This is a genomic window from Spirosoma arboris, assembly GCF_009754945.1.
Taxonomy (GTDB): Bacteria; Bacteroidota; Bacteroidia; order Cytophagales; family Spirosomataceae; genus Spirosoma; species Spirosoma arboris.
This window is the reverse complement of sequence record NZ_WPIN01000010.1, coordinates 194,156-219,765: the sequence shown is the minus strand read 5'-3', so window position 1 is coordinate 219,765 and position 25,610 is coordinate 194,156. Positions and strand designations below refer to the sequence as shown.

Annotated in this window: 24 protein-coding genes; 3 read left to right on the top strand and 21 right to left on the bottom strand. The window is 44.4% G+C overall.

Annotated features, from left to right (window positions below; all coding sequences use genetic code 11):
• Positions 1-44: 44 nt before the first annotated feature.
• The 17 genes from GO755_RS25015 to GO755_RS24940 all read right to left on the bottom strand — a co-directional run bounded on the left by GO755_RS25015 (position 45) and on the right by GO755_RS24940 (position 17,210).
• Positions 45-422: a DUF983 domain-containing protein gene (locus GO755_RS25015; RefSeq protein WP_157588039.1), complete on the bottom strand. Its 378-nt coding sequence runs from the start codon at positions 420-422 to the stop codon at positions 45-47.
• Positions 367-648, bottom strand: coding sequence for a hypothetical protein (locus GO755_RS41535; RefSeq protein WP_227687074.1), 282 nt, complete (start codon positions 646-648; stop codon positions 367-369). Before GO755_RS41535 ends, GO755_RS25015 begins: the two co-directional genes overlap by 56 nt.
• A gap of 13 nt (positions 649-661) precedes the next feature.
• Entirely contained in the window at positions 662-1,204 is a 543-nt protein-coding gene (locus GO755_RS25010; protein ID WP_157588038.1) for a DUF420 domain-containing protein, read from the bottom strand.
• A gap of 11 nt (positions 1,205-1,215) precedes the next feature.
• Positions 1,216-1,926, bottom strand: coding sequence for an SCO family protein (locus GO755_RS25005; RefSeq protein ID WP_157588037.1), 711 nt, complete (start codon positions 1,924-1,926; stop codon positions 1,216-1,218).
• A gap of 3 nt (positions 1,927-1,929) precedes the next feature.
• Positions 1,930-2,265 carry a cytochrome C oxidase subunit IV family protein gene (locus GO755_RS25000; RefSeq protein ID WP_157588036.1) on the bottom strand — a complete coding sequence of 112 codons (336 nt, stop codon included), beginning with the start codon at positions 2,263-2,265 and terminating at the stop codon, positions 1,930-1,932.
• Positions 2,266-2,277: 12 nt separating this feature from the next.
• Positions 2,278-3,075, bottom strand: a complete 798-nt coding sequence (locus GO755_RS24995; RefSeq protein WP_157588035.1) for a cytochrome c oxidase subunit 3 — start codon at positions 3,073-3,075, stop codon at positions 2,278-2,280.
• Positions 3,076-3,090: 15 nt separating this feature from the next.
• Positions 3,091-3,681 (bottom strand): cytochrome c oxidase subunit 3, encoded by a 591-nt coding sequence (locus tag GO755_RS24990; RefSeq protein WP_157588034.1) that lies wholly within the window; start codon positions 3,679-3,681, stop codon positions 3,091-3,093.
• A 9-nt stretch (positions 3,682-3,690) separates the two neighbouring features.
• Positions 3,691-4,569 carry a heme o synthase gene (gene cyoE / locus GO755_RS24985; RefSeq protein WP_157588033.1) on the bottom strand — a complete coding sequence of 293 codons (879 nt, stop codon included), beginning with the start codon at positions 4,567-4,569 and terminating at the stop codon, positions 3,691-3,693.
• Between the two features lies 1 nt (position 4,570).
• Positions 4,571-5,584 carry a COX15/CtaA family protein gene (locus GO755_RS24980; protein ID WP_157588032.1) on the bottom strand — a complete coding sequence of 338 codons (1,014 nt, stop codon included), beginning with the start codon at positions 5,582-5,584 and terminating at the stop codon, positions 4,571-4,573.
• Positions 5,559-7,442 (bottom strand): cytochrome c oxidase subunit I, encoded by a 1,884-nt coding sequence (locus GO755_RS24975; RefSeq protein WP_157588031.1) that lies wholly within the window; start codon positions 7,440-7,442, stop codon positions 5,559-5,561. The genes GO755_RS24980 and GO755_RS24975 overlap by 26 nt, the downstream gene beginning before the upstream one ends.
• A gap of 28 nt (positions 7,443-7,470) precedes the next feature.
• Positions 7,471-8,586, bottom strand: a complete 1,116-nt coding sequence (locus tag GO755_RS24970) for a cytochrome c oxidase subunit II (RefSeq protein ID WP_157588030.1) — start codon at positions 8,584-8,586, stop codon at positions 7,471-7,473.
• A gap of 19 nt (positions 8,587-8,605) precedes the next feature.
• Positions 8,606-9,916, bottom strand: coding sequence for a quinol:cytochrome C oxidoreductase (locus GO755_RS24965; protein WP_157588029.1), 1,311 nt, complete (start codon positions 9,914-9,916; stop codon positions 8,606-8,608).
• Positions 9,917-10,009: 93 nt separating this feature from the next.
• Positions 10,010-10,615, bottom strand: coding sequence for a c-type cytochrome (locus GO755_RS24960; protein ID WP_198174920.1), 606 nt, complete (start codon positions 10,613-10,615; stop codon positions 10,010-10,012).
• A 14-nt stretch (positions 10,616-10,629) separates the two neighbouring features.
• Positions 10,630-11,163 (bottom strand): DUF3341 domain-containing protein, encoded by a 534-nt coding sequence (locus GO755_RS24955; RefSeq protein WP_157588027.1) that lies wholly within the window; start codon positions 11,161-11,163, stop codon positions 10,630-10,632.
• Positions 11,164-11,230: 67 nt separating this feature from the next.
• The gene (gene nrfD / locus GO755_RS24950) at positions 11,231-12,661 is read right to left on the bottom strand and encodes an NrfD/PsrC family molybdoenzyme membrane anchor subunit (RefSeq protein WP_157588026.1); all 1,431 of its coding nucleotides are present in this window, start codon (positions 12,659-12,661) and stop codon (positions 11,231-11,233) included.
• A gap of 97 nt (positions 12,662-12,758) precedes the next feature.
• Positions 12,759-15,866: a TAT-variant-translocated molybdopterin oxidoreductase gene (locus GO755_RS24945; protein WP_157588025.1), complete on the bottom strand. Its 3,108-nt coding sequence runs from the start codon at positions 15,864-15,866 to the stop codon at positions 12,759-12,761.
• 57 nt (positions 15,867-15,923) lie between these two features.
• Entirely contained in the window at positions 15,924-17,210 is a 1,287-nt protein-coding gene (locus GO755_RS24940; RefSeq protein WP_157588024.1) for a c-type cytochrome, read from the bottom strand.
• Positions 17,211-18,542: 1,332 nt separating this feature from the next.
• Here GO755_RS24940 and GO755_RS24935 point away from each other — a divergent pair.
• Entirely contained in the window at positions 18,543-19,145 is a 603-nt protein-coding gene (locus GO755_RS24935; RefSeq protein WP_157588023.1) for a dihydrofolate reductase family protein, read from the top strand.
• A 216-nt stretch (positions 19,146-19,361) separates the two neighbouring features.
• Here the strand turns inward: GO755_RS24935 and GO755_RS24930 are convergent, their stop codons facing one another.
• The 4 genes from GO755_RS24930 to GO755_RS24915 all read right to left on the bottom strand — a co-directional run bounded on the left by GO755_RS24930 (position 19,362) and on the right by GO755_RS24915 (position 23,401).
• The gene (locus GO755_RS24930; protein WP_157588022.1) at positions 19,362-20,279 is read right to left on the bottom strand and encodes a helix-turn-helix domain-containing protein; all 918 of its coding nucleotides are present in this window, start codon (positions 20,277-20,279) and stop codon (positions 19,362-19,364) included.
• A 5-nt stretch (positions 20,280-20,284) separates the two neighbouring features.
• A complete protein-coding gene (locus GO755_RS24925) occupies positions 20,285-21,253 on the bottom strand; it encodes an NADP-dependent oxidoreductase (protein ID WP_157588021.1) in 969 nt (322 codons plus the stop codon).
• Positions 21,254-21,633: 380 nt separating this feature from the next.
• Positions 21,634-22,371: a LytR/AlgR family response regulator transcription factor gene (locus GO755_RS24920; RefSeq protein WP_157588020.1), complete on the bottom strand. Its 738-nt coding sequence runs from the start codon at positions 22,369-22,371 to the stop codon at positions 21,634-21,636.
• Positions 22,349-23,401 (bottom strand): sensor histidine kinase, encoded by a 1,053-nt coding sequence (locus tag GO755_RS24915; protein WP_157588019.1) that lies wholly within the window; start codon positions 23,399-23,401, stop codon positions 22,349-22,351. The genes GO755_RS24920 and GO755_RS24915 overlap by 23 nt, the downstream gene beginning before the upstream one ends.
• Before the next feature lie 192 nt (positions 23,402-23,593).
• Between GO755_RS24915 and GO755_RS24910 the strand changes: the two genes are divergently transcribed.
• Positions 23,594-24,400, top strand: coding sequence for a DoxX family protein (locus GO755_RS24910; protein WP_157588018.1), 807 nt, complete (start codon positions 23,594-23,596; stop codon positions 24,398-24,400).
• Positions 24,401-24,434: 34 nt separating this feature from the next.
• On the top strand, positions 24,435-25,592 hold the full coding sequence (locus tag GO755_RS24905; RefSeq protein ID WP_157588017.1) for a DUF1624 domain-containing protein: 1,158 nt from the start codon (positions 24,435-24,437) through the stop codon (positions 25,590-25,592).
• Positions 25,593-25,610: the final 18 nt, after the last annotated feature.

The window sequence follows — 25,610 nt, the reverse complement described above, 5'->3', positions numbered from 1 at the left end:
TTGCATGACCATCAATATTTTTTTTGAGCATAAAAAAAGGGCCCTTAAAGCCCTTTTACATAATTGATACCAGCTACATAGTATAGCCAAATAACGCGTGATATTCGAAAATTAATGGGAGCGATAAAGAGCATGGCTGGAACAACAACGGCCGCATAGACCCAGCCAGCAGGATCATGGCCTAAATAGAATAACAAAAAGCCGATTATCAGGGCAACTCCACCCGAAATGGCATAACTGACATACATAGCTCCAATAAAGTAACCAGGCTCAACTTCGTATCGCAATCCACAATGCGGACAATGCTCATACATTTCATCAAACCCTTTCGGCGAGTAGAATGGCTTTTTGAAAATTTTACCTTTTCTACATCTGGGACATAGCCCGCTTAACGCGCCCTGCAATTTCGATGCGTCTTCCATGATCCCGTTTACTGTTCCGATACCATAGATAGCCAATTGACGCAACAATAAGGTAAGGAGCCAACAACAAATATAAAATACCCAAATTTAGGTCTGAGGCCACTACACTACGGCCATTACTGACTGTACTCTCGACCGTGCCACGGCACATAGCACATTGCGCCATCAGATCTGGTGTAACAGCCAACAAGATTACGATTAGTAGAACTACTTTCCAGCTTCTCATATTTTTCTCCAGATTAATGAAGGTAATACGGCTTGATCATCAAATAAACAATCACCCCCGTGATGCTAACGTACAACCAGATTGGAAATGCATATTTCACTGTTTGTTTGTGCCGGGTAATCTGTCCACTTAGCGCATAGTAAACAGCCCGTAGAACAAACCAAACAACTACTACAGAAAGAACAATGTGCGATACCAGCAGAAAATAATAAACTGGTCTAACCCAACCCTGTCCGCCAAATGGAGTTGATTCATTAGTCAGGTGATACAGTACATAACTCACTAGAAATAGCGATCCTAAGGTAAAGGCTGCTAACATAGTGCGTTTATGCGCTTCTACATTTTCCTGTTTGATGAAGTAAAATCCCATTAATAGCAGGATCGTTGTCAGGGAATTAATAATGCCGTTAATATGCGGCAAATAGGTTGTCCAGTCACCTAAGTCCACTTTCTGCCGGACGCCAAGTAATACAGCCACTGCAATTGGAATTGCCAGTGCCAATGTATTAATCACCCGATTAGCTTTCTGCTCCTGAACCGGTTGTACCGTTTGCATGCTTTATTGATTTATTCTTTACTATAAATATCTAACAACACCCGTGTTTCAAGTACTAGTCGATCTACGTCTTCTTTATCAGTACCATCATAAAACCCTCTGACAATCCCCTCTTTATCTACTAATACCAACTTTTCGCTATGAATAAAAGTTTCGTCAGGTTTACCCTCCTTAAGGCCTGCATCAACCGTTGGCAAATAATAGCCATGCATCGCCAGATTATAGATGTCGGCTTTGCTTCCAGTCAGGAAATACCACCTACCAGGAATGGCATTATACTTCTGTGCATATGCTTTTAATTGTGCCGGACGATCATGTTCAGGGTCGACGGTGTGTGAAAGGAAAAGGATGTCAGGATTATTTATGAAAATATCCTGCACTCGTGTCAACTGCGAAGAAATTCGAGGGCAAATTGTGCCACAGCGTGTAAAGAAAAAGCTAGCAACGTAAATCTTATTTTTTACGATGGATTGATCAATTACTTTCCCATCCTGGTCAATCAGTTTGAACGGAGGAATATGATTGTAAATGGTATCGACTATTTCACTTCCATCCGCTAGCTTGACTTTTCCCATTAAGGGTTCTCCTTTGGTCGAGTCGATTTTAGGCAAATATCGCCCTAGTACATAATGATTCTGCGTACCGAACCTGAGGAAAAGATACAGCAAAGCCGGGACCAGCAGCGTAGCGAGCAGGATCCCGGCTTTTCGAGTGGTTGTCATACCTTAATGAAATCCAAAAACTGCGTCGCCTATTGCGCCACCCTCAGTTAGTAAAGCAACCAGTAACCAAATGATAAATACTACTGGAATGACAATTGCCCAAATCAGGCTTTTTACTTCATGCTTAAGGTGCATGAACTCACCAACAATGTAAAAAGCTTTAACCAATGTCATCAATACGAAAATTGACGTTCTCAATGTACCAGCTTTCATTAAATAAGCCAGCGTAAATTCAATCGCTGTAATGACAGAAAGTATTATAAACGTACGCCAGATAAGGCCTGTATTAGCGGGTGGTATTTCGCCAACCTCGTGAGTGCCGTGTGTATGATCAGACATGATAGAAAATTATTAGACCAGATAGAAGAACGTAAAAACAAATACCCAAACCAGATCAACAAAGTGCCAGTAGAGACCTACTTTCTCAACCATTTCATAATGACCTCGACGATCGTATAATCCTGTCGCAGTCCGATAGAAAATCAAAATATTTAGTATAACACCGCTAAATACGTGCGTTCCATGGAAACCGGTTATAAAGAAGAATAAATCGGCAAAGGCTGGTGGTCCATACTGATTTTCGACAAGGTTAGCTCCAAAAATGGTTCGTTGAATCGTTTGGCCATTTATAATTTCGCTAATCGTTGTTCCTGTTTCTGTGCCATGAATAAAGTGCGACCATTCCCATGCCTGACTTCCCAAGAAAGTGAATCCGCCTAGAATCGTCCAGAGCATATATTTTTCCACATCAGCACGATCCATTCGGTGACCTGCTTCTACAGCAAGTACCATCGTAACGCTACTAAAGATGAGGATAAACGTCATGATGCCTACAAAAATCAATGGAAGGTGAATACCATGCAGGAATGGTACTGCAGCATAAACCATTTCCGGCGTTGGCCAGTATAGGTTTGAAAACTTGAATACTTCACCGTAAATAGCCGGGTCCCAAGCTGGATAACTATACCGAATCAGGCCATAAGTAACCAGCAAAGCGGAGAACGTGAAGGTATCGGAGATCAGGAAGAACCACATCATCAGCTTGCCGTAGCTCACTTTCATTGGTTCAACCCCACCCATCCAGGTTTTCTTGTCGAATATTTGATCCGAGTCGGTCGTCAGGGTATCGTGTGTTACAGTAGCCGCCATGCGTCTAAGAGATTATCAATGGAAATAGACTAAAAAGAAAAACAAATACAACCACAAAATGTCTAAAAAATGCCAGTAAGCGGCAGCAATTTCGATTTGATTCATGCTTGTGGCATGAATGCGAAGTCGGAAAGAGGCAATTAGCGCTACAATAAGTACGATTAAGCCAGAAATCAGGTGAAAACCATGTAATCCGGTGAAAATGTACATAAAAGATCCGGCTGGATTGCCAACAAAAAAGACGTTTTCGTTAACCAATTCGACCCAACCCTGGAACTGCATGTACAGGAAAATCGCTCCAAGCACAAAAGTAACAGTTATCGCAATTTTCAGACTCCCAAAATTGTCTTTTTTTGCCGACAGATAAGCCCAGTGCATTGTCAGGCTACTTATGATTAGCACAACTGAACTGTACGAAAATATCGATGGAATATCATATTCCAGCCAGTTACCTTCGGCTCTCCGAACCAGATAAGCACTGGTCATAGCCGCGAAGAGCATGATGATACTAACAATGAACAACCATAGAATAAACTTGCGGGGGTTCATCGAGAGCGTTTCCTGCGGCTCTTCAACGATTGAAATGTCATTTACTAATTCACTCATGATTTGTTGTTATACTTTATCTAACAGGTAAACAATCTGTACGATAGGCAAATATAGCAACGACCCGAACATCATTTGCAGCGCTGCCCTATCTGTACAAGTTCTCATTAAGTGAAACGTTTGTGCCAGAAACAAGATTCCGCCCAGCATGGCTACTAAAGCCGAGTAAATACCCGTTACACCAAGCAGGAATGGAAGCCAGCCGATTGGAATCAGAAATAGTGTATAAATCATAATTCTGAAAGCCGTTTCGGTCGTCTTTCCATTACCTGGCATCATCTGAATACCTGCCTTTTTATATTCATCAAAAGCCAGCCAGCCTATTGACCAGAAATGAGGAAACTGCCAGAAAAACTGCACCGCAAATAAAATACCAGGTACCCAGCCAAACTGGTTCGTGGCTGCAACCCAGCCGATCATCGGAGGAAAAGCGCCAGGTAAAGCGCCAACAAAGACTGCTATTTGTCCTTTCCGTTTAAGAGGAGTGTAAACAAATCCGTAAAGCAATAGTGATAATACAGCTAAAGCAGCAGCTCGGATATTGAAGAACTGGACATACAGATAGCAGGCCATCCCAAACAAAATAAAGGCGAATGTTGCTGCCTCGCGAACGGTAAGTCGTCCTGTTGGTAATGGCCGGACAGCTGTCCGCTTCATTACTTTATCCGAATCTTTTTCAATAATCTGGTTAATAATATTTGCTGCCCCAGTCATGCCAATAGAAGCAACAACCAATATGGCTATCTTCCACCAGCTTATTTGATCTACAGCCAAACAATAACCAAATACACCAGAGAATACAACCGCTAGTGTAAGTTTCAATTTCAATAACTCAATGTAAGCTTTAGCTTTTACATTAATAACCGCTATTGCCAATGTCTTTTCCATATTATACTTCTACTAATCGCGACCTCAGAGACTTTTGATTAGCTGCTAATAACGTTGGTGTTACCAGCAACCATATTGAAAACTGTAATCCAACCATGACTATAGCCAACACCAAGTGGATAGGTTGTGCTATTGCAGGCACACCCAAATAGGCCATTGTAATACCAGTTCCAATTTCAATAACAATAGCAGCTATCAAGGTATTCGTTAACCATGAGAGCCAGCCGTTTTTGGTAAACTTACGCAGTTGGTAAATGACAACCAGATGAAATGCTAGCAAACCTAACGAGAATGAGCGATGAATGTAGAAACGCCAATCCAACTCATTAATCCAGTTATCACGTTGCGAATAGCCCAATCGTTTTACTACTTCATCAAGGGCATCTCTCACCTGTGTTCCTAATACAACTTGACTTAGTGTTACTAGTAGTGCTATTAATAATAGCCAACTCAATAATGGCGATTTTGGGTAGTCAGCCATCAATCGAGGGGCATTGGCACGAACTAGAACAAATAGCAAGGCAAAAACCACCACTATGGCTAAAAGCATATGTATGGTGATCATGTAATGCGCTAATTCTGTAGCTACTACACGCGAGCCTAACCACCCATTAACTCCAATCAAAAGAAACGCTGCCAGACTTCCCCAAAAGATTGCCTTGTCTTTTCGGAGATACACTAAAGATGATAGCAACGTAGCAAAAACAAAAAAACCGGATAAAACACCTACTAATCGATTGGCGTATTCTATCCAGGTTTTTACAGCGTTGAACTCTACCTCCCCTTTCAGTTTAGCACCATAAATCTCCTGATAATTTGCGGGTAATTGCGAGATTTCAGTAGGTGGCACCCAACGCCCAAAACACTTTGGCCAATCAGGGCAGCCCATTCCGGAGCCTGTACTTCTGACAATCCCACCGGCTAAGATAACCAGGTAGATAACAATTACTGTCAGAAACGCCAGGCTCCGGAAACGCTGCTCTTTTTTATTAGTGAGGCTGATTGAACTGGTCATTCAGGTTCTGTGCCTCAATCTCTTTTTCCAGGCCAATCAACTCATTTTCATGTGGCAGATTAGACTCAGGAGTTTGTGAGTATGGCACGTTTTGAGGAATAAAATCATCTTTGGCACCTGGCTTACTGTAGTCATACGGCCAACGATATACAGCAGGAATTTCACCTGGCCAGTTACCATGTCCAGGACTAATCGGTGCAGTCCATTCCAGCGTATTTGATTTCCAGGGGTTTTGCGGAGATTTCTTTCCTTTAATTAAGCTGTGAACAAAATTGTAGATGAATATCCACTGGGCGGTAAAGGTGAAAATAGCCGCCAAGCTGATAAAGGCATTCATATCAGCAAAAATGTTCTTCGTGAAATCATAGCTAGTGAAAGCATAATATCGACGTGGAAAACCTGCAATACCAATATAGTGCATTGGGAAGAACACGAGGTATATACCGATAAACGTCATCCAGAAGTGGATATAGCCAAGCTTTTCGTTCATCAAGCGACCAAACATTTTGGGGAACCAGTGATAAACACCCGCTAATAAACCAAAAGCTGAAGCAGCACCCATCACCAAGTGGAAGTGAGCTACTACAAAATAGGTATCGTGCAATTGGATATCAAGTGCCGAGTTGCCCAGGATAATACCTGTCAGACCACCAGAGATAAAGAACGACACCAGCCCAATCGAGAACAACATAGCTGGAGTAAATCGGATGTTACCCCGCCATAAGGTCGTAATGTAGTTGAACGCTTTAACGGCCGATGGAACAGCAATAATGAGCGTCAGGAACATGAATATTGAGCCCAGGAATGGGTTCATACCTGTCACGAACATATGGTGAGCCCATACGATAAAGGCCAGGAATGCGATACCCATCATTGATGCAATCATGGCACGGTATCCAAAGATTGGTTTCCGAGAGTTGGTTGCAATGATCTCAGAAGTCATACCGAGAGCAGGCAGCAATACGATATATACTTCAGGGTGCCCCAAGAACCAGAACAAATGCTGGAACAAGATAGGGCTACCACCTACGTTTGGAAGCGCTTCACCTTTGATGTAAATTTCAGAGAGGTAAAAGCTAGTACCAAAGCTCCGGTCGAAGATAAGAAGTAGAGCAGCCGAAAGTAATACAGGGAAAGAGATCAAACCTAGTATAGCAGTCAGTAAGAAAGCCCAGATTGTTAGTGGCAATTTACTGAATGACATCCCGCGAGTTCGCAGGTTAATTACGGTGGTAATGTAGTTGATTCCACCAAGTAATTGCGATACAATAAACAGGGCCATACTAACCAACCACAAGGTCATACCTAGTTCTGATCCTTTGTGGGCTTGTGGCAGGGCACTTAGTGGTGGGTAAATTACCCAACCACCAGAAGCTGGTCCTGTTTCGATGAACAACGAACCGAACATCAGAACACTGGCCATGAAGAAGAACCAGTATGACAACATGTTCAGGAAGCCTGATGCCATATCACGTGCACCCACTTGTAATGGAATCAGGAAGTTTGAGAACGTGCCACTCAAGCCAGCCGTTAATACGAAGAATACCATGATTGTACCGTGCATAGTTACTAATGCCAGGTAGAAATCAGGGTCAAGCTTACCAGTATCGTTAATCCATGTACCAAGAATAGGGCGTAAGAAATCTAGCTTCATATTAGGAAACCCTAACTGAAGTCGGAACATAACCGACAAACTAATCCCAATAATTGACCAAAAGATACCTGAAATCAGGTATTGCTTAGCAATGGTTTTGTGGTCTTCCGAGAAAATATACGTGCGCCAAAAACTTTGCGGCTCGTGATGGTCATGCTCTGCTGCATGCGCCACGGTTGCCGAGTTAGCTGATACAGTCGCCATAGTATTTGGTTGAATGTAAGTTTAGAAATTAATGGGTGGCGCTAGCTACGATTACCCCTTTTGGTAGTATTGATGCGGTTACACTGTCTGCTGGTGCAGCCGTTGCATCAGCAGGCAAATACTTTGCCGCCTTTGCTTTTAGATTAGCCGGTATACGGTTTGCTAACTCTGGCGTCGATGTTAACAGAGGCTTTTGTTCTTTGCACCAAGCTAACCAAGACGCTTCGTCTTCAACGACTAAACGTATCCGCATCGAGAAGTGACCTTGACCACATACTTCTGTACAGGCAATTTCGTACGTGAAATTAGGATTGCCTGTGATGTTTTTCATTTCATCCGTTGTTTTATCAGCGGTGAACTGAAAACGAGTTGGCATACCAGGAACAGCATCCATCTTTACCCGAAGGTGAGGAATAAATACACTGTGCAGTACATCACGAGCGCGAATTTTCAATAAAATTGGCTTGTTGACTGGGATGTGTAATTCGGAAGTAGATACGAAATCATCGAATGATGCTTCGTCTGTATAATCAATCCCCGTTTCGTTGCTATTGTCAATCAGCTTATAATTGAACGAACCTAGTTTGTTATTATCAACACCTGGGTAACGGGCAATCCAGTTGAATTGCTTACCAACGATTTCAAATACCTGTGCGTCTGCCGGTGCTTCGGCCATAATATCCCGCCATGCTTTCCAACCTGTAAATACCAAAAGCGCCATTACTACTGCCGGAATAACCGTCCAGATTAATTCTAGCTTATGGTTTTCTGGATAGTAAGCAGCTTTATAACCATCCCGATGCTGATAACGCCAGGCGAAGAAGAACAACAAGGCGTTTGTTACAACAAAAGCAACCGTAATAATGCTCATTCCCAGCCAAAACAGAAAATCTGTATGCCGACCGTGTGGAGATGATGCTTCAGGTAAAAAGAACTGCTTTGCATATAGGAAGGACCAAGCAGCACCAATCAAGCCTAAGACAAAGAAAACGATCATTAGCATACCGTTAATACGGTTACTCAATCCAATGTGCCCTTCTTCGACCGGGCCACTTGCGTTCTTTACAACGGCCGCCATTCGGGAAACGACTACGGCCGCCAGCCCCAAAAAGATTACCGCTAACAAAGCGACTATATAAACCATGCTTTCTAAAGGTTAATGTTTAAATATCGTGATGCAGGGTTTCTTCTAACATCGGGTGATTTTTAGGGATCAAATTGGCTTTCGTCAGTTGTGAAAACAGACTGTAGGCAAATCCAGAAGCAAAAATCAAAATCATACCGAATTCAATTGGACCAAAACCACCATGCTCACCTACCGTTCCCGGCATAATGTTCGTATAGAAGTCAAAGTAATGACCAATGATAATGCCCCAGGCAGCTACTTTCAGGATAATGTACGTACGCTTTGCATCCCGAGTCATCAAAACGAGGAAAGGAAATACAAAGTTTAAGAATATGTTTATGAAGAATGGCGCTTTGTAAATACCACCATAACCACTGAAACGCTCACGATAATAAATAGTCTCCTCAGGTAAGTTAGCGTAGTAAATCAGCATGAACTGAGCGAACCACACGTAAGTCCAGAAAATACTGAATGCAAACATGAACTTACCAAGATCGTGTAAGTGGCTTTCATTAACCCACTGCATATAACCTTTTTCTTTCAGCGTAACAACGGTCAACGTAATGATAGCTAAACCTGTTACATGCCAGCTTGCCAGTGTATACCAGCCAAACATTGTGCTGAACCAGTGGGTATCGATCGACATAACGAAATCCCAGGCCGATGTAGAAGAGGTTACACCGAAAACCAATAGGAAGGCTACACCGTATTTGATACTCTTTTCGTAATATGTAGTACCGCCATATAGGTCTTCTTGAAGTGAGAAGCTACGCAGGCGCTGCCATAGGAAATACCAAAGCCCAAAATAGGCGATGATACGACCTAGGTAGAAAGGTGTATTTAAAAATCCTTTCTTACCGTTAATAATGGGATCGAACTCGGGACTAGCTTTATCATATAACCCTGGGTGTGTCCAGTGAAACATGTCATGCCCTGCAATGAAAAATGTACCTAATATAGCAAGCGCCATGAAAGGTAAATAAGCTGGCATTGCTTCAGGAATACGTTTGAAAGCAACAGACCATCCAGCTTGGGCCAGGTAGTTGTACGACATGAAAAACATCCCTACAACAGACGCGCCTGTGAAATAAACAGCGTTTACCCAGACGTTTGCCCATAGGCGGGTTGTCCATTTATACTCATGGTGACCTCCACCATGGGCTTCATGTGCTCCTGCAGCGTGAGCAGCTCCATGAGCTTCATGCGAACCAGCACCTGATGCCAGTAAGTACGCGCCAATTGCTACCAACGCGACTCCGGCTCCGATGCCGATCAGTAATCGACGTTTGGATTCCGCAGTAAATTCAAATTCTTCGTCTAAGGACGGTATTGCGTGAGCCGATGCCATTCTTATTTGGTTGTCAATTAATAAAAAAACGGTAGACGTCTGTTATAGAAACTGCCGATTGTCAGTGTCTGTCACTGCGCGTCTGGCGTTGAACTAACCTTGTTGGAGTTTATGTACGTACTGTACAATTTTCCATCTGTCCTCTGGTGTAATCTGTGAACCATGAGGCCACATACGGCCTTTTCCGTGCGTAATTACATGGAAAATATGACCGTCGTTCAATGTCTTGTAGGCATCAGTTGCATAGTTCGGCACACCCTTGTATTGAGCTGCTACCGGGCCATCACCTTTACCGGTTTGTCCATGACAGTGGCTGCAGTAACGTGTGTATAGAACTTGGCCTTCTGCCATTGACTTTTCAGTCTCAGGAATTGGGTTTATCAATACACGCTCTGCTATTCCGATGCTATCCGCAGGAATATTATACATCATCAGGTCAGTTTTAGCTTCGCTACCTTCACCGAATGTCGTATGATAGTTAGGGCGGGCAACTGTACCACGTGCCGGAAGCCGCATATTCAACCCCTGAGGGTTAATAGTATTTGGCTTAATCTGCCGATAGGGTTCATAACCGACAGCATCATACATCTGGGGGGCATATTCAACACCAGTGTTATCATGTCCTCTTTTGCAGGATGTTCCTGCAACGAGTAGTCCAATGACAGCTAGTGCCGTTATGCTCGTATGTTTAGTAATCATTCCCATCCTGAACATTAGAACTGCTTAACATTAACTTCAGCAGCACCTGACTTTTTCAGGATCTGCTCAATATCACTTTCGCCAATATTATTTTTGCCCAGGTCAATAGCCATAGCAAATTTATTATCGGTTGTTCTGAGGTCGTACATCAACGGTTTAACCGTAGGGCCCATGCCGTTTGATACAATGAATGTACCAACCATACCCAAGGCGCAAAACAGTACTGTCAACTCGAAAATAACAGGCACGTAGATAACCGGGGAGTAAGAATCTTTACCACCAACAATCATCGGCCAATCGAAACCTTCCGTATAGAATGTTAAAGAAAGCGCCGTAATCGTTCCTGATAGCGCAAACAAAAAGGCTGCGATACCCAGACGAGAACGTGGATGCCCTAGTGCAATATCTAATCCGTGAATTGGGAAGGGCGAATAAACTTCATGAATCCGCACTCCAGAATTCCTAACTTCTTTAACGGCCTTCAGCACCACATCGTCATCGTCAAAAATGCCGACCAGGAATTTGCTGCTACCATGTACGTCTGACATACCTTTATTTTGTTTCAGATTTCAAATCTCATGTTCCAGCTTGCGTAACCTGAAACATGAAACAATTTTATTCTACGTCTTTATTGAATGTTGGGTTAGCAACGCGTTCGCCTTTAGCAACACCTGATACCGAAATTGGCAATTTCTCAGACGATGATTTAATGATCGTTTTAACTTCGGCCATGTTCACAACTGGCAGGAATTTCGAGAACAGCAGGAATAAGGTAAAGAAGAATCCGAATGAGAAGATATAGTCACTAATATCGAACAGTGTTGGGTGGAACATTGCCCAGCTCGATGGTAGGTAGTCACGGTGCAGCGAAGTCACGATAATTACGAACCGCTCAAACCACATCCCAATGTTCACGATAACCGACAATACGAAGGTCCAGACGATGCTCCGGCGAATTGCCCTTGACCAGAATAGCTGTGGCGTAATTACGTTACACGTCATCATGGCCCAGTAAGCCCACCAGTATGGTCCAGTTGCCCGGTTGATGAAGGCGTAGCTTTCAAATTCAACGCCAGAGTACCATGCAATGAAAAACTCGGTCAAGTAAGCAACCCCTACAATCGAACCGGTCAGGGTAATAACCTTGTTCATCGATTCGATGTGCTCAAGCGTGATGTAATCTTCCAGCTTAAATACGACACGGATGATCAACACCAGGTTTTGTACCATCGCGAAGCCAGAGAAGATAGCACCGGCAACGAAGTAAGGAGGGAAGATGGTTGTGTGCCAGCCTGGAATAACCGAGGTAGCAAAGTCCATACTTACAATGGTGTGTACCGAAAGTACAAGTGGGGTAGAAAGACCGGCCAGAATCAAGCTCATGTATTCATAACGAGCCCATGTCTTTGCCGAACCGTTCCAGCCTAACGAGAAAGCACCGTAGATATAGCGAGATACTTTGCTTTTCGCGCGGTCACGGATCGTAGCCAGGTCAGGGATAAGGCCCATGTACCAGAATACTAATGATACGGTAAAGTAAGTGCTGATGGCAAATACGTCCCAAACAAGTGGCGATTTGAAGTTTACCCAAAGTGAGCCAAGTGTGTTAGGTAGTGGTAAACACCAGTAAGCTACCCATGGACGACCTGCGTGCATCATAATGAAGCTAGCTGCACACAATACGGCGAAGATGGTCATAGCCTCTGCCGCCCGGTTTACAGCCGTCCGCCATTTCTGACGGAATAGCAACAAAATAGCGGAGATCAGTGTACCGGCGTGACCGATACCAACCCACCATACGAAGTTGGTGATGTCCCACGCCCAGCCAACGGTTTTATTAAGTCCCCAAACACCTAAACCTTCCCACCAGGTCCAGAATACGCAGGCGGCTCCGTAAATGAGCACAACTACCGCAATGGTAAAGGCGATTGTCCACTCACGAGTAGGGTTACCTTCAACCTGTTTGCTGATATCCTCCGTCACGTCGGCGTAGGTTTTGCCACCGGTGACGAGGGGAGTTCTTACGGCTGCTGTAACATGCGACATATACTTATTGTATTTACGATTGACGATAGACGATTTATACTTTGTGAAATTACAAGGTTTTACTCATTGCAACTCACTTATCTAAATCGCAATTGGTTTATGCGTGTGATTCTTTAGTAGCTTCTTTCGTTGGCTCTTCGTCTTTGTTCCGGATTTTCGTCAGGTATGAGATTTGTGGTCTCACGTTGATTTCCTCCAGTACGTGGAATGCCCGTCCTTCCAGCTCAACTTCAAGTACTTTCGAAATTGTGCTCTCTGGGTTGTTCATATCACCAAAGATAATCGCTCCGGTCGAACAAGCTTGCGAACAAGCTGTCTGAACTTCATCAGCTCCCAGTTTACGACGTTCTTTCTTAGCTGTCAGTTTGCTTTCCTGAATCCGTTGAACACAGAATGAGCATTTTTCAATAACACCACGTGAACGAACTGTTACATCTGGGTTAATGACCATTTTACCCAGGTCATTATTGAAATGATAATCGTAGTTATCATTGTCAAAATACTTGAACCAGTTGAACCGACGCACTTTGTATGGGCAGTTGTTAGCACAATAACGAGTACCGATACAACGGTTGTAGGTCATTTGGTTCAGACCTTCTGTGCTGTGCGTAGTAGCCAATACAGGACAAACCGTTTCACAAGGCGCATTGCTGCAATGCTGGCAAAGCATTGGCTGGAACGTTACTTCTGGATTTGCAGAAGCGATTTCCAATGCCGAATAATCTTCAGGCTCGGCATCGCTGCTATAGTAGCGGTCAATTCGAAGCCAGTGCATTTCACGACGATTAATGACTTCCTTACGGCCAACAACCTGAATATTGTTTTCGGCGTTACAGGCAACGATACAAGTACCACAACCTAAGCATGAGTTCAGGTCAATGACCATACCCCATGAGTGCACTGGCTTACCGTAACCGTTCCAAAGAGTAATATCGTTTGGATCTGTTGGTCCTACTGATGTCTGTACTTTAGGCTCGTAACGACCAGCCTTAGGGTTCTTCACATATTCAGATAAGACAGATTCCTGCAAAACTGCCCGACGACCCATTACGGTATCGTGCGTCTGTGTCTGAGCAATTACATGCGATCCACTTGCTTTTTCTACTTTAGCAGAGAAGGAAGAATACGTAGCATAACCACCTGTAAGGCTAACAAATGGGAAGACATTTTTACCAACACCATTTGCCGATTTGCCTGCCTTCTCACGACCATAACCGATAGCAATGGATACAGTATCGTCAGCTTGGCCCGGTTGAATCAGTACGGGCAATTCAACTGATTTGCCATTTACCGAAACAGTTACCAGATCATTTTGGGCAAGACCCATAGCCTTCGCTGTTTTCTGCGAAATGGCAGCGTAGTTATCCCAACAAGCTTTTGAAACAGCATCAGGTAACTCTTGTAACCAAGGGTTGTTAGCCATGGCTCCTGTACCAATACCCACTTTTTCGTACAAGTCCAACTCCATGCCGGTTGTTGGCTTGTAACGTTGGGCGATTCCAGCAGCGGCCTGTGCAACATTTCCAGTGAACGAAGCACCACCGGCAGTTACAGCTCCTTTGTTTGGTTCAAAAACACCATCGTTCAGGCATTTTACCCAGAAAGCGTCAAATGAGCTAAAGCCCGATGCTTTTGGATACTGATTAGCACGCCAGTAGTTTTTCAGATAGGATTGGAAATCACTAGGCTTACCAATCCAGGTCAGTAAGCTCGACTGGAATTGACGGGTTTTGAAAATAAGGGTGATGGCTGGCTGCGTGAGGCTATAGAAACCTTGTTTTGGCTCAGCATCATTCCAGCATTCCAGGAAGTGAGGAGCTGGGGTAATGTATTTTGCTAATGAAGCGGTTTCATCTGCCCGGTCAGCAAAGGAAACAGATAAAGCAATTTTAGGAAGTGCCTCAGCTAGTTCAGCACCATTCGGATGATCGTATACTGGATTTGCTCCGAAGAACAACACAGCACCAACCTGACCAGCTTTAGCTTCGCTAATGAAGGCACTCATTTGCTGATCGTTACCCTGCCGGTAGTTAACTGGTGAGTTAAGATCGATCGTTGTGCCGTAGCTACCCAAGAGGTTATTCAGCGCGTTAACAACAATCTGTATGTTTGGATCATTCGAACCCGATACAACCAGTGCCTTACCTTTTGAATTGGCGAGGTCCGTAGCTGCTTTGTCCAAATGAGCAACGTCAACCGCGGCTATGCTGATAGCTGCTCCACCTAACTTGGCTGCTACCTTGTTATACAAAGCTGCAACAACCAGTCCTTCCTGTGAAGGTTTGATCGCTGTACGGTAATCAGCATTAGCGCCGGTCATTGAAAGACCAGTCTCGAATTGATAATGGCGCGACATGGTTTTCTTACCACCACCTATTGCACCAATTTGCCGTCCTTTAGCATATGGACCCATATACTCGATAGGGCCAACCCAAGTACCCAGGAAGTCGGCGCCAACGCTGACAATCGTCTGCGCTTTACCAAAATCATAGGATGGGATAACTGCTTTACCAAATGAAGCCTGGTTAGCCTGAACAATACCAAATACCGAGTGCGCATCATACGTGATGTGGCGCGTCGTTGGGTATTTTGCTACGAAATCGGCGATAACTGCTTTGGTAGCTGGGCTAAGAATTGTCGAAGTAACAATGCGAATGGCTCCGCCTTTTGCCGCAACTGAATTTAACTGGCTGAGAATTTCCTTATCAGCAGTAGCCCAGTCGATGTCGGCGTCACCACGCTTTGGACCTTTCAGTTTATCGATGTCGTAAAGCGACAGAACTGATGCCTGCGAACGTGGTGTTGTTCCACCTTTCGATACGCTTGACGACGTATTGCCTTCTATTTTAATGGGCCGACCTTCGCGAGTTTCGACAAGAATAGCTGCGTAGTCTCCGCCCTCACTAAATGTAGATGCGTAATAGTCAGATATTGATGGGAATGTAAATTCCGGCTTATTAATATACGGAATAGCTTTGTGGACTGGTGTTTCACAGGCGGCTAGAGAAACAGCTGCCATACCAAAGCCCATTACTTTGAGGAAGTCACGGCGTTGGGTGTTTGAACCACCGAGCAAACCATCCAGGTCGTTCGACGATTCGCTCAGGTCAGGGTTCGCAAATTCGCTGTTGGCGTTCTTAACAAACGTCTCATCGTTGCGTAACTCCTCAACCCCTTTCCAATACCGTTTAGATGTATTTTCCATGCGTGTTGTATGCGGTAAGTACCCTATTGGTGAGCTGGCCTGATCAGGCCCCGTGGATTAATAGTGACATTTAGAACATTCCAGACCGCCGATGTTAGCAACCTTAAGTGGTTCTTTACTTTCTTTCCGGTGAAGAGCAACGAGCTTGTCGTAGTAAGCGTTGTCTTTGGTGTTCACCTCAGTACGGCGGTGGCAGTCGATACACCAGCCCATCGTCAATGATGAACGAGCTTCTACTACTTCCATCTTCTCAATTTCGCCGTGGCAGGTCTGACAAGCTACATTACCTACGTTTACGTGCTGAGAGTGGTTGAAGTAAGCCAGATCAGGCAGGTTGTGAACCCGAACCCATTCGATAGGGCGATTCTCTTCAATAGCCGTGTAAATCTTTTGAATCTCTGGTGACTCTTTTTTGATGACACCATGGCAGTTCATACAGATGTTAGCAGCAGGAATGGTAGCATTCTTACCTTTCTGAGCACCAGTATGGCAATAGTTACAGTCAATTTTGTATTGACCTGCGTGCAGTTTATGTGAGTAAGCAATAGGCTGCTTAGGGGCATAACCTTGCTGAATGCCGATGCTATAAGCACCATCGAACGTTTCTTTAGCAGCTACTAATAGAAACAGCCAGATTACAATCGAACGAAGTGTCGGGTTATTGAAAGCATCCGACAGACCCGTTTTAAGGCGTTGGCCAAATGTAGATGTTACTACGGTTACATCTTCAGCAGTAATTGGAGAAACAGCCTTCGACAGAATCGATACGATCGCCAGCAGAACGCCTAAAACCAAGAGCATTACCAGCAACAGAGCAATCAGTACAAATGTGAAGAGTTCTGATGGACCAGAAGAGGCCGCTGCTGCGGGAGCAGAACTAGTACCATCAGTAGTAGCGGTTGGTCCAGGAGCCGGTGCTTTGTTCGCTCCGTCGATGTATGCCAGGATACCATCAATGTCAGCATCGCTCAAGCTTGGGAAGCTTGACATTTGAATTTTACCGTTGGCATTGAATACCTGATTGGCATATGCATCACCGGTAGCAATCAGAGCCGACGAGTTTTTAATCCATTTATGCAACCAGTCTTTACTTGGGGCACGGGTTTCAATTCCTTTGAGACCAGGTCCTACGACTTTTTCACCGGTCACCGAGTGACATTGGGCGCAGTTATTCGTGAACAGGGTCTTTCCTTTTTCAGCATCACCACCGCCTGCTGGAGCAGCTGCATCCTGTGCCTTCACTTGACCACTGGAAACCAGTAGCATAAGTGATAGAACTACGACTCCGCAAAGCTTGTATAAACAACTCATTTTATGAACTATATTAATTGAGTGAATCAACATAATCACCACTGCTTTTTTATTAGCGCCCAAAAGTACGACACGATTGCTGTATAGGCAAAAATTGATGTTTAGTTATTTGTGCCGTCGTTTTTATTTATATTGGTTCTAATTAATCAGAACTTTTAAGCGCCATTTTCCACGAATAATTACTTATCATTACTGTTTTTGCTAAAAAAAGTACTATTCCAGGGCTCTTCAGTTAGTATGTCTATAAAACGGCATACACATTAAAAATTTAGCTTGTTGTTTGAAAAGACCAATGTGTGCCTAACTCCCAGTAATCAGATATTTAAAAAGTCGTCTAAAATTCTCATGACGAGCTAACTAGATTTGCTCTTACCATATGGCTATAGACCAGCGTCAACCACCCCTCAATTAATGTAATTACTTACCTAGAAGTAACCGAAACAACAAACTATTTCGCAAATCTGTAACAATTCTAGTTACACTAGGATTGCACATTTACGTATAAACCATTGAATATCAAACAATTTCAATGGGAATCAAAATTTAGGTAACGAATAAGCCTAGTGGGCACTTCCTAAGTTGAGTGTATAAAGTTTTTGTTGTCGGTTGGTGGAGCAAAACCTGAATTGCGAATAATAATAAAGAAGGCCTTCTTTTCGTCAAAAAACACCTACACGAACTCTTTTGGGATAAAAGCGGAATTTGGGCAATAGCTGACTCTTTCCGACCTAGACTTCGGATCTGGGCAAACTGAGCCGCTTTTGTTAGGAACTGATCAATGTACATTAATGGCCTTCAGCAACGCCTATTTAGTTGATCATGTCCCTCCGAACGTCTGATTGTTGTGATTGATCCGATAAATTTCTTTTGGAAAACATTGAACTGTCTTGTTCACTTCAACAAACGTCCGTTTATGAAGTAGATACATGAAGATTCCATCGTCACTTGAAAAGAGGATTATTCCAGCCGTCAACCACCCCGAGATAAATACTGACTTTTTTAGTCTGCCCTCTATTGGTTATGCACCAACTACATTGAGTAGGAACTAGTCTTTACTTAATTCTCCTGGTAGACTGTTTGAAAGACCACGATATCCTAATCAAACTTCGGTTTTTGGAAAAGCGGCTATTTTTTCAGCAGCGTTTAAACACAACCTCAATTTCAGTCTAAGACAGGGTAAACTTAATGTCGATATTCCTTAAGAAATCTGGTCTATAGCCCTAGGAAAGGTCTAGACACAAAGGTTGATTTCAATGAAATGGAACCGAAAGGCAAATAATAGTTATCGGTATAACAGGGAAATAGCTAGTGTCAAGCTATTTCCCTGTTATACACTTTATAAGGGCTAACTAATTTTAAAAAACTATGTCTAAAGTAATCGCAATAATGTCCATGTCGCTTGACGGCTATGTCGCCGATAATCAGGATGGCGTAGCCGAGGTGTTTGATTGGTATTTTTCGGGCGAGGTGGAAATCAAGGCTGGCGGAGCAGATGCCATGACCTTCCACCTATCCCCTCCCAGTGCCCAACATTACAAAAGTCTTGTCCATGAACTTGGCGCTGTCCTAACTGGTAGACGTACTTTCGAGGTTGCCCATGGATGGGGAGGTAATCATGGGTGGGGACCAGCCTTCGTACTGACTCACGCTATCCCTGATGGCTGGCCAAAGCCTAACTCGACTGTACACTTCGTCACCGATGGCTTGGAGTCGGCCGTTAGGCAGGCTAAAGCTGCGGCCTCAGGAAAGGCCGTTGGCGTTCATGGTGCGGATACCATCCAGCAATGTCTAAACGCGGGTCTACTCGATGAACTACAGATTGACATTGCTGCCGTTCTTCTGGGTTCTGGCATTCGGCTCTTCGACCATCTGGCCAACACCCCGTATGTGCTTGGCAACCCAACCATCATCGCGGGGATGGGCGTTACTCATCTGCGTTATCCTGTATTAATTAGAAATCCTGTATAGAAAAGTACACTTTAGATAGTGTTACATGATACACCTCGTTCATCGTACCGGAAAGGGAGCGATTAGTGAGATTTTGTAAAGTAGGGGTTACAAACCAAAGTTGAGCGACTTAATCATGTTTTAGGTCGCAGACTACTTTTATCAGTAGGATCAGTCCGAAAAGATTACTTCATCATCTGTCGAAACTATAACCTTCCGATGCGGAAATTCTGATGGCTAATGGTTGAACGACTGCCTGAACGCCAGTGGGGAAAGCCGGGTTTTCGCTTTAAACAATCGGCTAAACGATTGCACATGTTCAAATCCCAATTCGTAAGCGATCTCGCTCATGGTAAGATCACTGGTGGATATTCGTTCTTTGGCCCTTTCAATCAGCTTTTCGTGGATATAGTGCTGGGTGTTTTGCCCCGTATGCATCCGTAACAGACTACTTAAGTATTTTGGGGTGATATGCAGCAGGGCGGCCATATCGTTGACGGTCGGCAAACCTTTAGTGGCCGGTTGCCCGCTGCTTAGGTAATCAGTCAACGCTTTTTCCAGGCGATCAAGTAGTTGGTGATTAGCCTTTTCGCGTGTAATGAACTGACGGTTATAGAAGCGCTCAGCATAGTTGAGCAAGCTTTCCAACTGTGATATAATGATCTGCTTGCTGAATTTGTCAATATTCGCATGTGTTTCGCGATGTATATTTTGAAGGATGCCGATAATAATCTCTTCTTCTTTTTCAGAAAGAAATAAAGCTTCGTTTACAGCATAATCCCAAAACTCATATCGCCTTATAGTAGCGGCTAATGGAGTGTTCCATAGGAAATCGGGATGGACGATTAGATACCATCCCGATTGCTTTACTTCAACGTCTTTTTCGACAGCAAGGCTGGTTACCTGGCCGGGCGATACGAAAGACATGATCCCCTCATTAAAATCATAAGGTTGCTGCCCGTATTTCAATTTAAGCTCTTCGGCACCTGTAACCCGCTTGATAGCGATGCAATAAAAGTCACAAAAACTCGCCACTGTCTCACCGCTGCGTATCACTCTGGCAACATCTACCTGAAGTACACTGATTAGCGGATGTCCAGGCTTTGGCAGTTGCCAGGCCTGGAACCATTCGCTAATCGTTTTATAGTGCCGCATAGGTTTTAATCTTCCTGACGAATTTGGAGCACAATTTTTCCGCGAACATGTTTCGTTTCACTATCGCGATGTGCCTCGGCTGCCCGCTCCCATGGATAAACCTTACTGACAATCGCTTTCACTTTGCCCGCGTCAATCAATTTGGCCACTTCAGTAAAGCAATGCTGGTGATTTATATCGACACCAGCCATCAAAACTGTCGCCTTTTTTCTGGCCAGTAGGCCCTTAAACTCCTCGCTGGGCCACACGCCATGCGTACAAACAAAGATACCGCCTTCTTTCAAAACCGGAACAGATCTCAGGCGCAACGCTTCATCAACAGTAGTGGTAGGCGTAGCATTGAATACCACGTCCATATCGCTCACAACCTCCTCAAATTTTTGGGTGTTATAGTCGATCACCTCGTCAGCTCCTAACTCTCTTAAAAAATCAGCATTATGTGCCGATGCCGTACCAATGACATAGGCACCATAAGCCTTGGCAAACTGTAACGCCAGGTTTCCGATCCCCCCTGCCGCACCATGGATCAACACACGCTGGCCTGGTTGGACCTTCGCCTTCTCCACCATACCGCTCCAGGCCATCCGTGCACAGGCAGGTAACGAAGCGGCTTGGTTAAAGTTGATTGTATGCGGCATAAGGGCAAATTGGGTGGATTTTGCTGCAAGATATTCTGTGTAGCTGCCATCTAAATAATTGGGAACACCATACACCCGGTCACCTTTTTTGAATTCAGTTACTTCGCTGCCAAGTTCTTCTACAATTCCCGCCCCATCAATGCCTAATCCCATGGGTAATTTCAAAAGTGGCTTTAACCCTTCATTTCCCCCTCGGCGTATGATATAATCGGCTGGATTTACACTGGCCGCGTAAACTTTTACCAAGATCTCATCGGCTGCGGGAGCAGGGCGCTCCACCTCCACAATTTTCATCACCTCTGGTTCGCCGAACTCGTAAATTCTGATTGCTTTCATCGTTGCTCTGTTTTGTTACACAAAGGTCTGCAACCAATTGGTGGTAGATTTAACCAAAATGCCCTTTGTTTTAACCAAAGCGTCGACTATACATATAGAAATTCGTTTCTGAACGGTGGATGGATAAGCAGTGGCTTATCCATCCAATCAATTTTATAATGAAGCCGATTGCTTGTCCCCCTGACTAACTAGTCAGGTCGCGTCATTTCGCCAATTGACCGATACATTTACCCCACCTGTCTATTCGCTTCATTGGCCTGATTTACTTCCGATATCTTCGTCTTGAGTTAACCCTGGGGCCTGGTTTCCATGACTAGGTCTCACTGTCAAGCACAGGTGTGATACGTCGCTCCCCACCCTTTTTTAGCGAACAAACGCTACTATGAGTTGGTCTTAAAGGCGGGCAAGCTTACGCTTCCGGCCTGGATTTTTCGCAAAAAGGCACTTTTATATAACCGGCCCAGCGGAATGGTTCCAGCAACGAGATTAACCTGCTCAGTGTTGTAACTGAGTAGTTTATCCCAGGCAATAATAAACGATTTGTGCACCCGAATGAACTTAGCGTCAGGAAGTTTCTCCTCCATGTACCCTAATTTTTCTGACGCTACGTATGACTTATCGTTCGTGTGTATCTTTATATAGTCGGCCAACCCCTCAATAAAAATAATGTCCTTCAGGAAAATTTTCAGTTGATCCCGGCCAACCTTAAAAAACATATACATCTCCTCATAGCGACTGGGAATCTGGGAAGCTAACTCCGGGCTGTTTTGAGACTGCATGTACTTTGAGATGGCTCGCATGAATCGTTCCTGGGTGATCGGTTTAACCAGGTAATCTAACACATCCAGATCAAAGGCAGTGGCCCCGTACTCCCGGTATGCAGTCGTTAGAATGATCTTTGGGCGGGTTTTTAATGATCGTATCAATTCAAGACCCGATAGTTTGGGCATCTGAATATCAAGGAATACCAGGTCAACCGGGTTTGTCTGCAAAAACGTGAACGCATCGACCGCATTGTCTAAGGAGGCTAAAACGGTAAAACCGTTCAGATCTGAAAGATGCTGATTGAGTAACGTCCTGGCCGGCGCTTCATCATCAACGACTAAGCAGTTCGTCATTTTTCAAGGGTTTAATTGTCAAACTAATCAGGTACGAATGAGGCTCGTCAATAATCGTTAGATCATGAGCATCCGGATAGAGTAATACCAATCTTTTTTTTACGTTCGACAAGCCAATCCCTCCGGTAGCGGATACATGGATAGGTCCCTGTTCGTCCTTACTGTTAGCGATCTTAACCGAAAATTGGCCGGGCATCCTGGAAATATCGATCCGAATCCAGCTGAATCCTGACGAGTTAGCCACGCCATGTTTAAAGCTGTTCTCCACCAAGGGCAATAAGAGCAAAGGGGCGATCTGGAGACCATTGATGGGGGTATATATATTAATCGATACGTCCAGTTTGGGACCATATCTGTTTTTTTGTAGTTCGATATAATGTTCGATATAGGCAATCTCCGTCGTTAAGGCCACCATCGCCTGAGTTGATTCATACAAATTGTACTCCAGAAAACCCGACAGATGCGCAATCAGCGATGCCGTCTCGGGACTACTTTTTAAGGCCGTAGCGTACATATTATTTAACATATTAAAAACAAAATGGGGCTGAACCTGGGCTTTCAACAGGTCTAGTTCTGCCGCCGTTTTCTGCTGCACCAATTGCTGTACTCGTAAGCGTTGCTCATACCAGGATCGTATAAAATAATACAAAACGTATAAGCCGGTTATTGTGTAGAGGTTAACAAAATCGACCAGCATTTTTCCAGTCGAAAGAAACGGTGTATGCTGGGCTTGCGGAAAGTACTTCGGATAAATAAGATAATAATTGATATACCGCCTAGCGAGGAGCAACAAAATCGAGTAGAGAACCAGATACACCCAATAGATTGCCTTGTTGGTTTCCGCTAAATGCTTCTTAATCAGAAAATGAACGGCCAGCCAGGAAAAGAAGAAGGCGACCGGAAGGGCCATGCAGGCGTTGATAAAGTAGCCGGGATAATCGCCATATAGAGACGCCAAACCAAGCCACTGATAGAGGAAATACAGCAGCCAGAAAACGGCATTGAACGCAACTTCTCTGGTTAATTTCATGATCTGGCTATTCCAGGCTAAAGTAAGCGTTTTGGCCCTCAGCGAACTACTGCGGTACCCGATTTTCGATCAACGACCTAATTCATCGGTAAACGGTGTATATCGATGAATTAGGTTGTGTACAGATAATAAGCTTGGGCGAAAAGACTTGTCTCTACTTTTGAGCTTCCATCCAGTAACACCCAGATCACCATGAAACAACTAGTACGGATTGGCAGGGCCTTCTACGCTATCGCTCTTTTTGTGTATGGTTGTCAACAAATTTATTTTGGGACTTTCAGAGATGTATTTTTTTCGGTCTATCAGAATCACCTCCCTTTCCTGAATGTATTCGCCTGGCTTTTCGGACTCTATCTGATCGTCACCAGTACTTTACTGGTTGTATCCGGTGCCGGGAAAAAAGCGGCTCTATTGCTGGGTGCTGTCTGGCTATCACTGCTCCTGGGAACTCATATGACCTACGAGCTCATCTCAGAACCCAATAAACTGTATCACTTAGGCTTATGGACGGCTCCCTTGAAGGAACTGGCTCTGGCTGGTGGGGCCTTTGTAGTAGCCTACTCGTTTGAGATACCACTAACCGGTAAGCTGATGGCGTTAGAAAAAATCATGCCCTATGGCAATCTGTTTTTCCTCTACACTATAACCAGCTTTGGGATCTCACACATTATTTATGCAGAGTTTCTGGCAAATACCGTTCCCGATTGGATGGCAAACCACCTGTTTTGGGTCAATGTGACGGGCATCGCCTTAACCGCTTCGGGCATAGCTATTATCCTGGGGATAAGGGTCCGGATCATCGCCCTGTTACTTTCTCTGATGATCTTTTTGTGGTTCTGGCTGGTCCATGTCCCCGGTGCTCTGTCGAATCCCGTAGCAAACCGGGGCAATCTCCTGGCCAGTGCGTTTGACGCGCTTGCTTACAGCGGGGTGGCGTTACTGATCGGGCTCACCATGAAGCAGCAGAAATGGGTAGAGGATATCGAACGTTGGCGATGAGGCTCACGAATTGATAAGCGAAATACCAAGAATCATGAAACGAAACAACAGTATTGATGTTATGCGCGGTCTGGTTATGATCATTATGGCCCTGGACCACGTTCGTGACCTGTTGCATACCACTTCATTAACGCAGTCACCTACGGATCTGACCACCACCACACCGGCGTTATTTTTTACCCGGTGGGTCACGTATTTATGTGCCCCGACGTTCGTGTTTCTTTCCGGTGTTTCCGCTTTTCTGTCAATGAACGCTAAACAGGATCTGGCCGCGACAAGGCGCTTCCTGTTATCAAGGGGCATCTGGCTGGTGGGGTTAGAGTTCAGTGTAGTCAATTTCGGCATGTGGTTCGACCCGAACTTCGATGTACTGATCTTTGAGGTAATTGCCGCCATTGGGATTGGTTTCCTTATCCTCAGCGCGTTGTTACCATTGCCCTCCCGGACGATCGGGTTAATCGGAGGTATAATCGTCGCTCTTCATGGATTAATCACCTTGATTCCGGTCCCAGAAAACTTGCTTTTAAACGTGCTGAGATCACTTTTTTCACCAATGGCTTTTCCGTATAATACCGGAAAACTATTTTTTGTCGCCTACCCGCCGGTTCCCTGGCTCGGCATTATGCTGATCGGCTACGATGTCGGCCATTTTTTCGAGTCACCCGAAAAGGTCCAACGAAAGATCTTTCTGAAGACAGGTTTACTATCGCTGGGTTTATTTATTCTTTTAAGAGCGGCTAACCTATATGGTGATCCGGTCAACTGGTCTCAACAAAAGAATCTGCTCTACACGTTTCTCTCGTTCGTCAACATGAACAAATATCCCCCATCGCTGCAGTTCTGTTTACTTTTTCTGGGGATCATGTTTCTCATTCTTTCTCTGGTACAAGGCATGAATAACCGTTGGACGGGTATTGTGCGTGTGTATGGGAAAACACCTCTGTTCTATTTTCTGGTCCACTGGTATTTGATTCACCCGCTCGTTTTTGTCATGGTCTTTCTGCAAGGATTCAAAAGCGCTGATCTGGTATTCGGTTTTAATTTCGGTCGACCAAAAACGGGCAGCGGCATTGACTTATGGGCTGTTTATTTGATTTGGGCCTTCATTGTCTTGCTGATGTACCCGCTTTGTAAATGGTATGGAACCTATAAGGAGCGGCATAAAGAGCAAACGTGGCTACGGTACATCTGAGCAGCAATCAGTTAGTTA

Coding starts and splice junctions, on each gene's coding strand:
- GO755_RS24955 (WP_157588027.1), bottom strand. CDS start 11,163: ATGTCAGACGTACATGGTAGCAGCAAATTCCTGGTCGGCATTTTTGAC.
- GO755_RS24905 (WP_157588017.1), top strand. CDS start 24,435: ATGAAACGAAACAACAGTATTGATGTTATGCGCGGTCTGGTTATGATC.
- GO755_RS24910 (WP_157588018.1), top strand. CDS start 23,594: ATGAAACAACTAGTACGGATTGGCAGGGCCTTCTACGCTATCGCTCTT.
- GO755_RS24990 (WP_157588034.1), bottom strand. CDS start 3,681: ATGAGTGAATTAGTAAATGACATTTCAATCGTTGAAGAGCCGCAGGAA.
- nrfD (WP_157588026.1), bottom strand. CDS start 12,661: ATGTCGCATGTTACAGCAGCCGTAAGAACTCCCCTCGTCACCGGTGGC.
- GO755_RS24980 (WP_157588032.1), bottom strand. CDS start 5,584: ATGACCAGTTCAATCAGCCTCACTAATAAAAAAGAGCAGCGTTTCCGG.
- GO755_RS25015 (WP_157588039.1), bottom strand. CDS start 422: ATGGAAGACGCATCGAAATTGCAGGGCGCGTTAAGCGGGCTATGTCCC.
- GO755_RS24965 (WP_157588029.1), bottom strand. CDS start 9,916: ATGGCATCGGCTCACGCAATACCGTCCTTAGACGAAGAATTTGAATTT.
- GO755_RS24970 (WP_157588030.1), bottom strand. CDS start 8,586: ATGGTTTATATAGTCGCTTTGTTAGCGGTAATCTTTTTGGGGCTGGCG.
- GO755_RS41535 (WP_227687074.1), bottom strand. CDS start 648: ATGAGAAGCTGGAAAGTAGTTCTACTAATCGTAATCTTGTTGGCTGTT.
- GO755_RS24945 (WP_157588025.1), bottom strand. CDS start 15,866: ATGGAAAATACATCTAAACGGTATTGGAAAGGGGTTGAGGAGTTACGC.
- cyoE (WP_157588033.1), bottom strand. CDS start 4,569: ATGGAAAAGACATTGGCAATAGCGGTTATTAATGTAAAAGCTAAAGCT.
- GO755_RS25010 (WP_157588038.1), bottom strand. CDS start 1,204: ATGCAAACGGTACAACCGGTTCAGGAGCAGAAAGCTAATCGGGTGATT.
- GO755_RS24930 (WP_157588022.1), bottom strand. CDS start 20,279: ATGCGGCACTATAAAACGATTAGCGAATGGTTCCAGGCCTGGCAACTG.
- GO755_RS24920 (WP_157588020.1), bottom strand. CDS start 22,371: ATGACGAACTGCTTAGTCGTTGATGATGAAGCGCCGGCCAGGACGTTA.
- GO755_RS24940 (WP_157588024.1), bottom strand. CDS start 17,210: ATGTTGATTCACTCAATTAATATAGTTCATAAAATGAGTTGTTTATAC.
- GO755_RS25000 (WP_157588036.1), bottom strand. CDS start 2,265: ATGTCTGATCATACACACGGCACTCACGAGGTTGGCGAAATACCACCC.
- GO755_RS24925 (WP_157588021.1), bottom strand. CDS start 21,253: ATGAAAGCAATCAGAATTTACGAGTTCGGCGAACCAGAGGTGATGAAA.
- GO755_RS24975 (WP_157588031.1), bottom strand. CDS start 7,442: ATGGCGACTGTATCAGCTAACTCGGCAACCGTGGCGCATGCAGCAGAG.
- GO755_RS24995 (WP_157588035.1), bottom strand. CDS start 3,075: ATGGCGGCTACTGTAACACACGATACCCTGACGACCGACTCGGATCAA.
- GO755_RS24935 (WP_157588023.1), top strand. CDS start 18,543: ATGTCTAAAGTAATCGCAATAATGTCCATGTCGCTTGACGGCTATGTC.
- GO755_RS25005 (WP_157588037.1), bottom strand. CDS start 1,926: ATGACAACCACTCGAAAAGCCGGGATCCTGCTCGCTACGCTGCTGGTC.
- GO755_RS24960 (WP_198174920.1), bottom strand. CDS start 10,615: ATGATTACTAAACATACGAGCATAACGGCACTAGCTGTCATTGGACTA.
- GO755_RS24915 (WP_157588019.1), bottom strand. CDS start 23,401: ATGAAATTAACCAGAGAAGTTGCGTTCAATGCCGTTTTCTGGCTGCTG.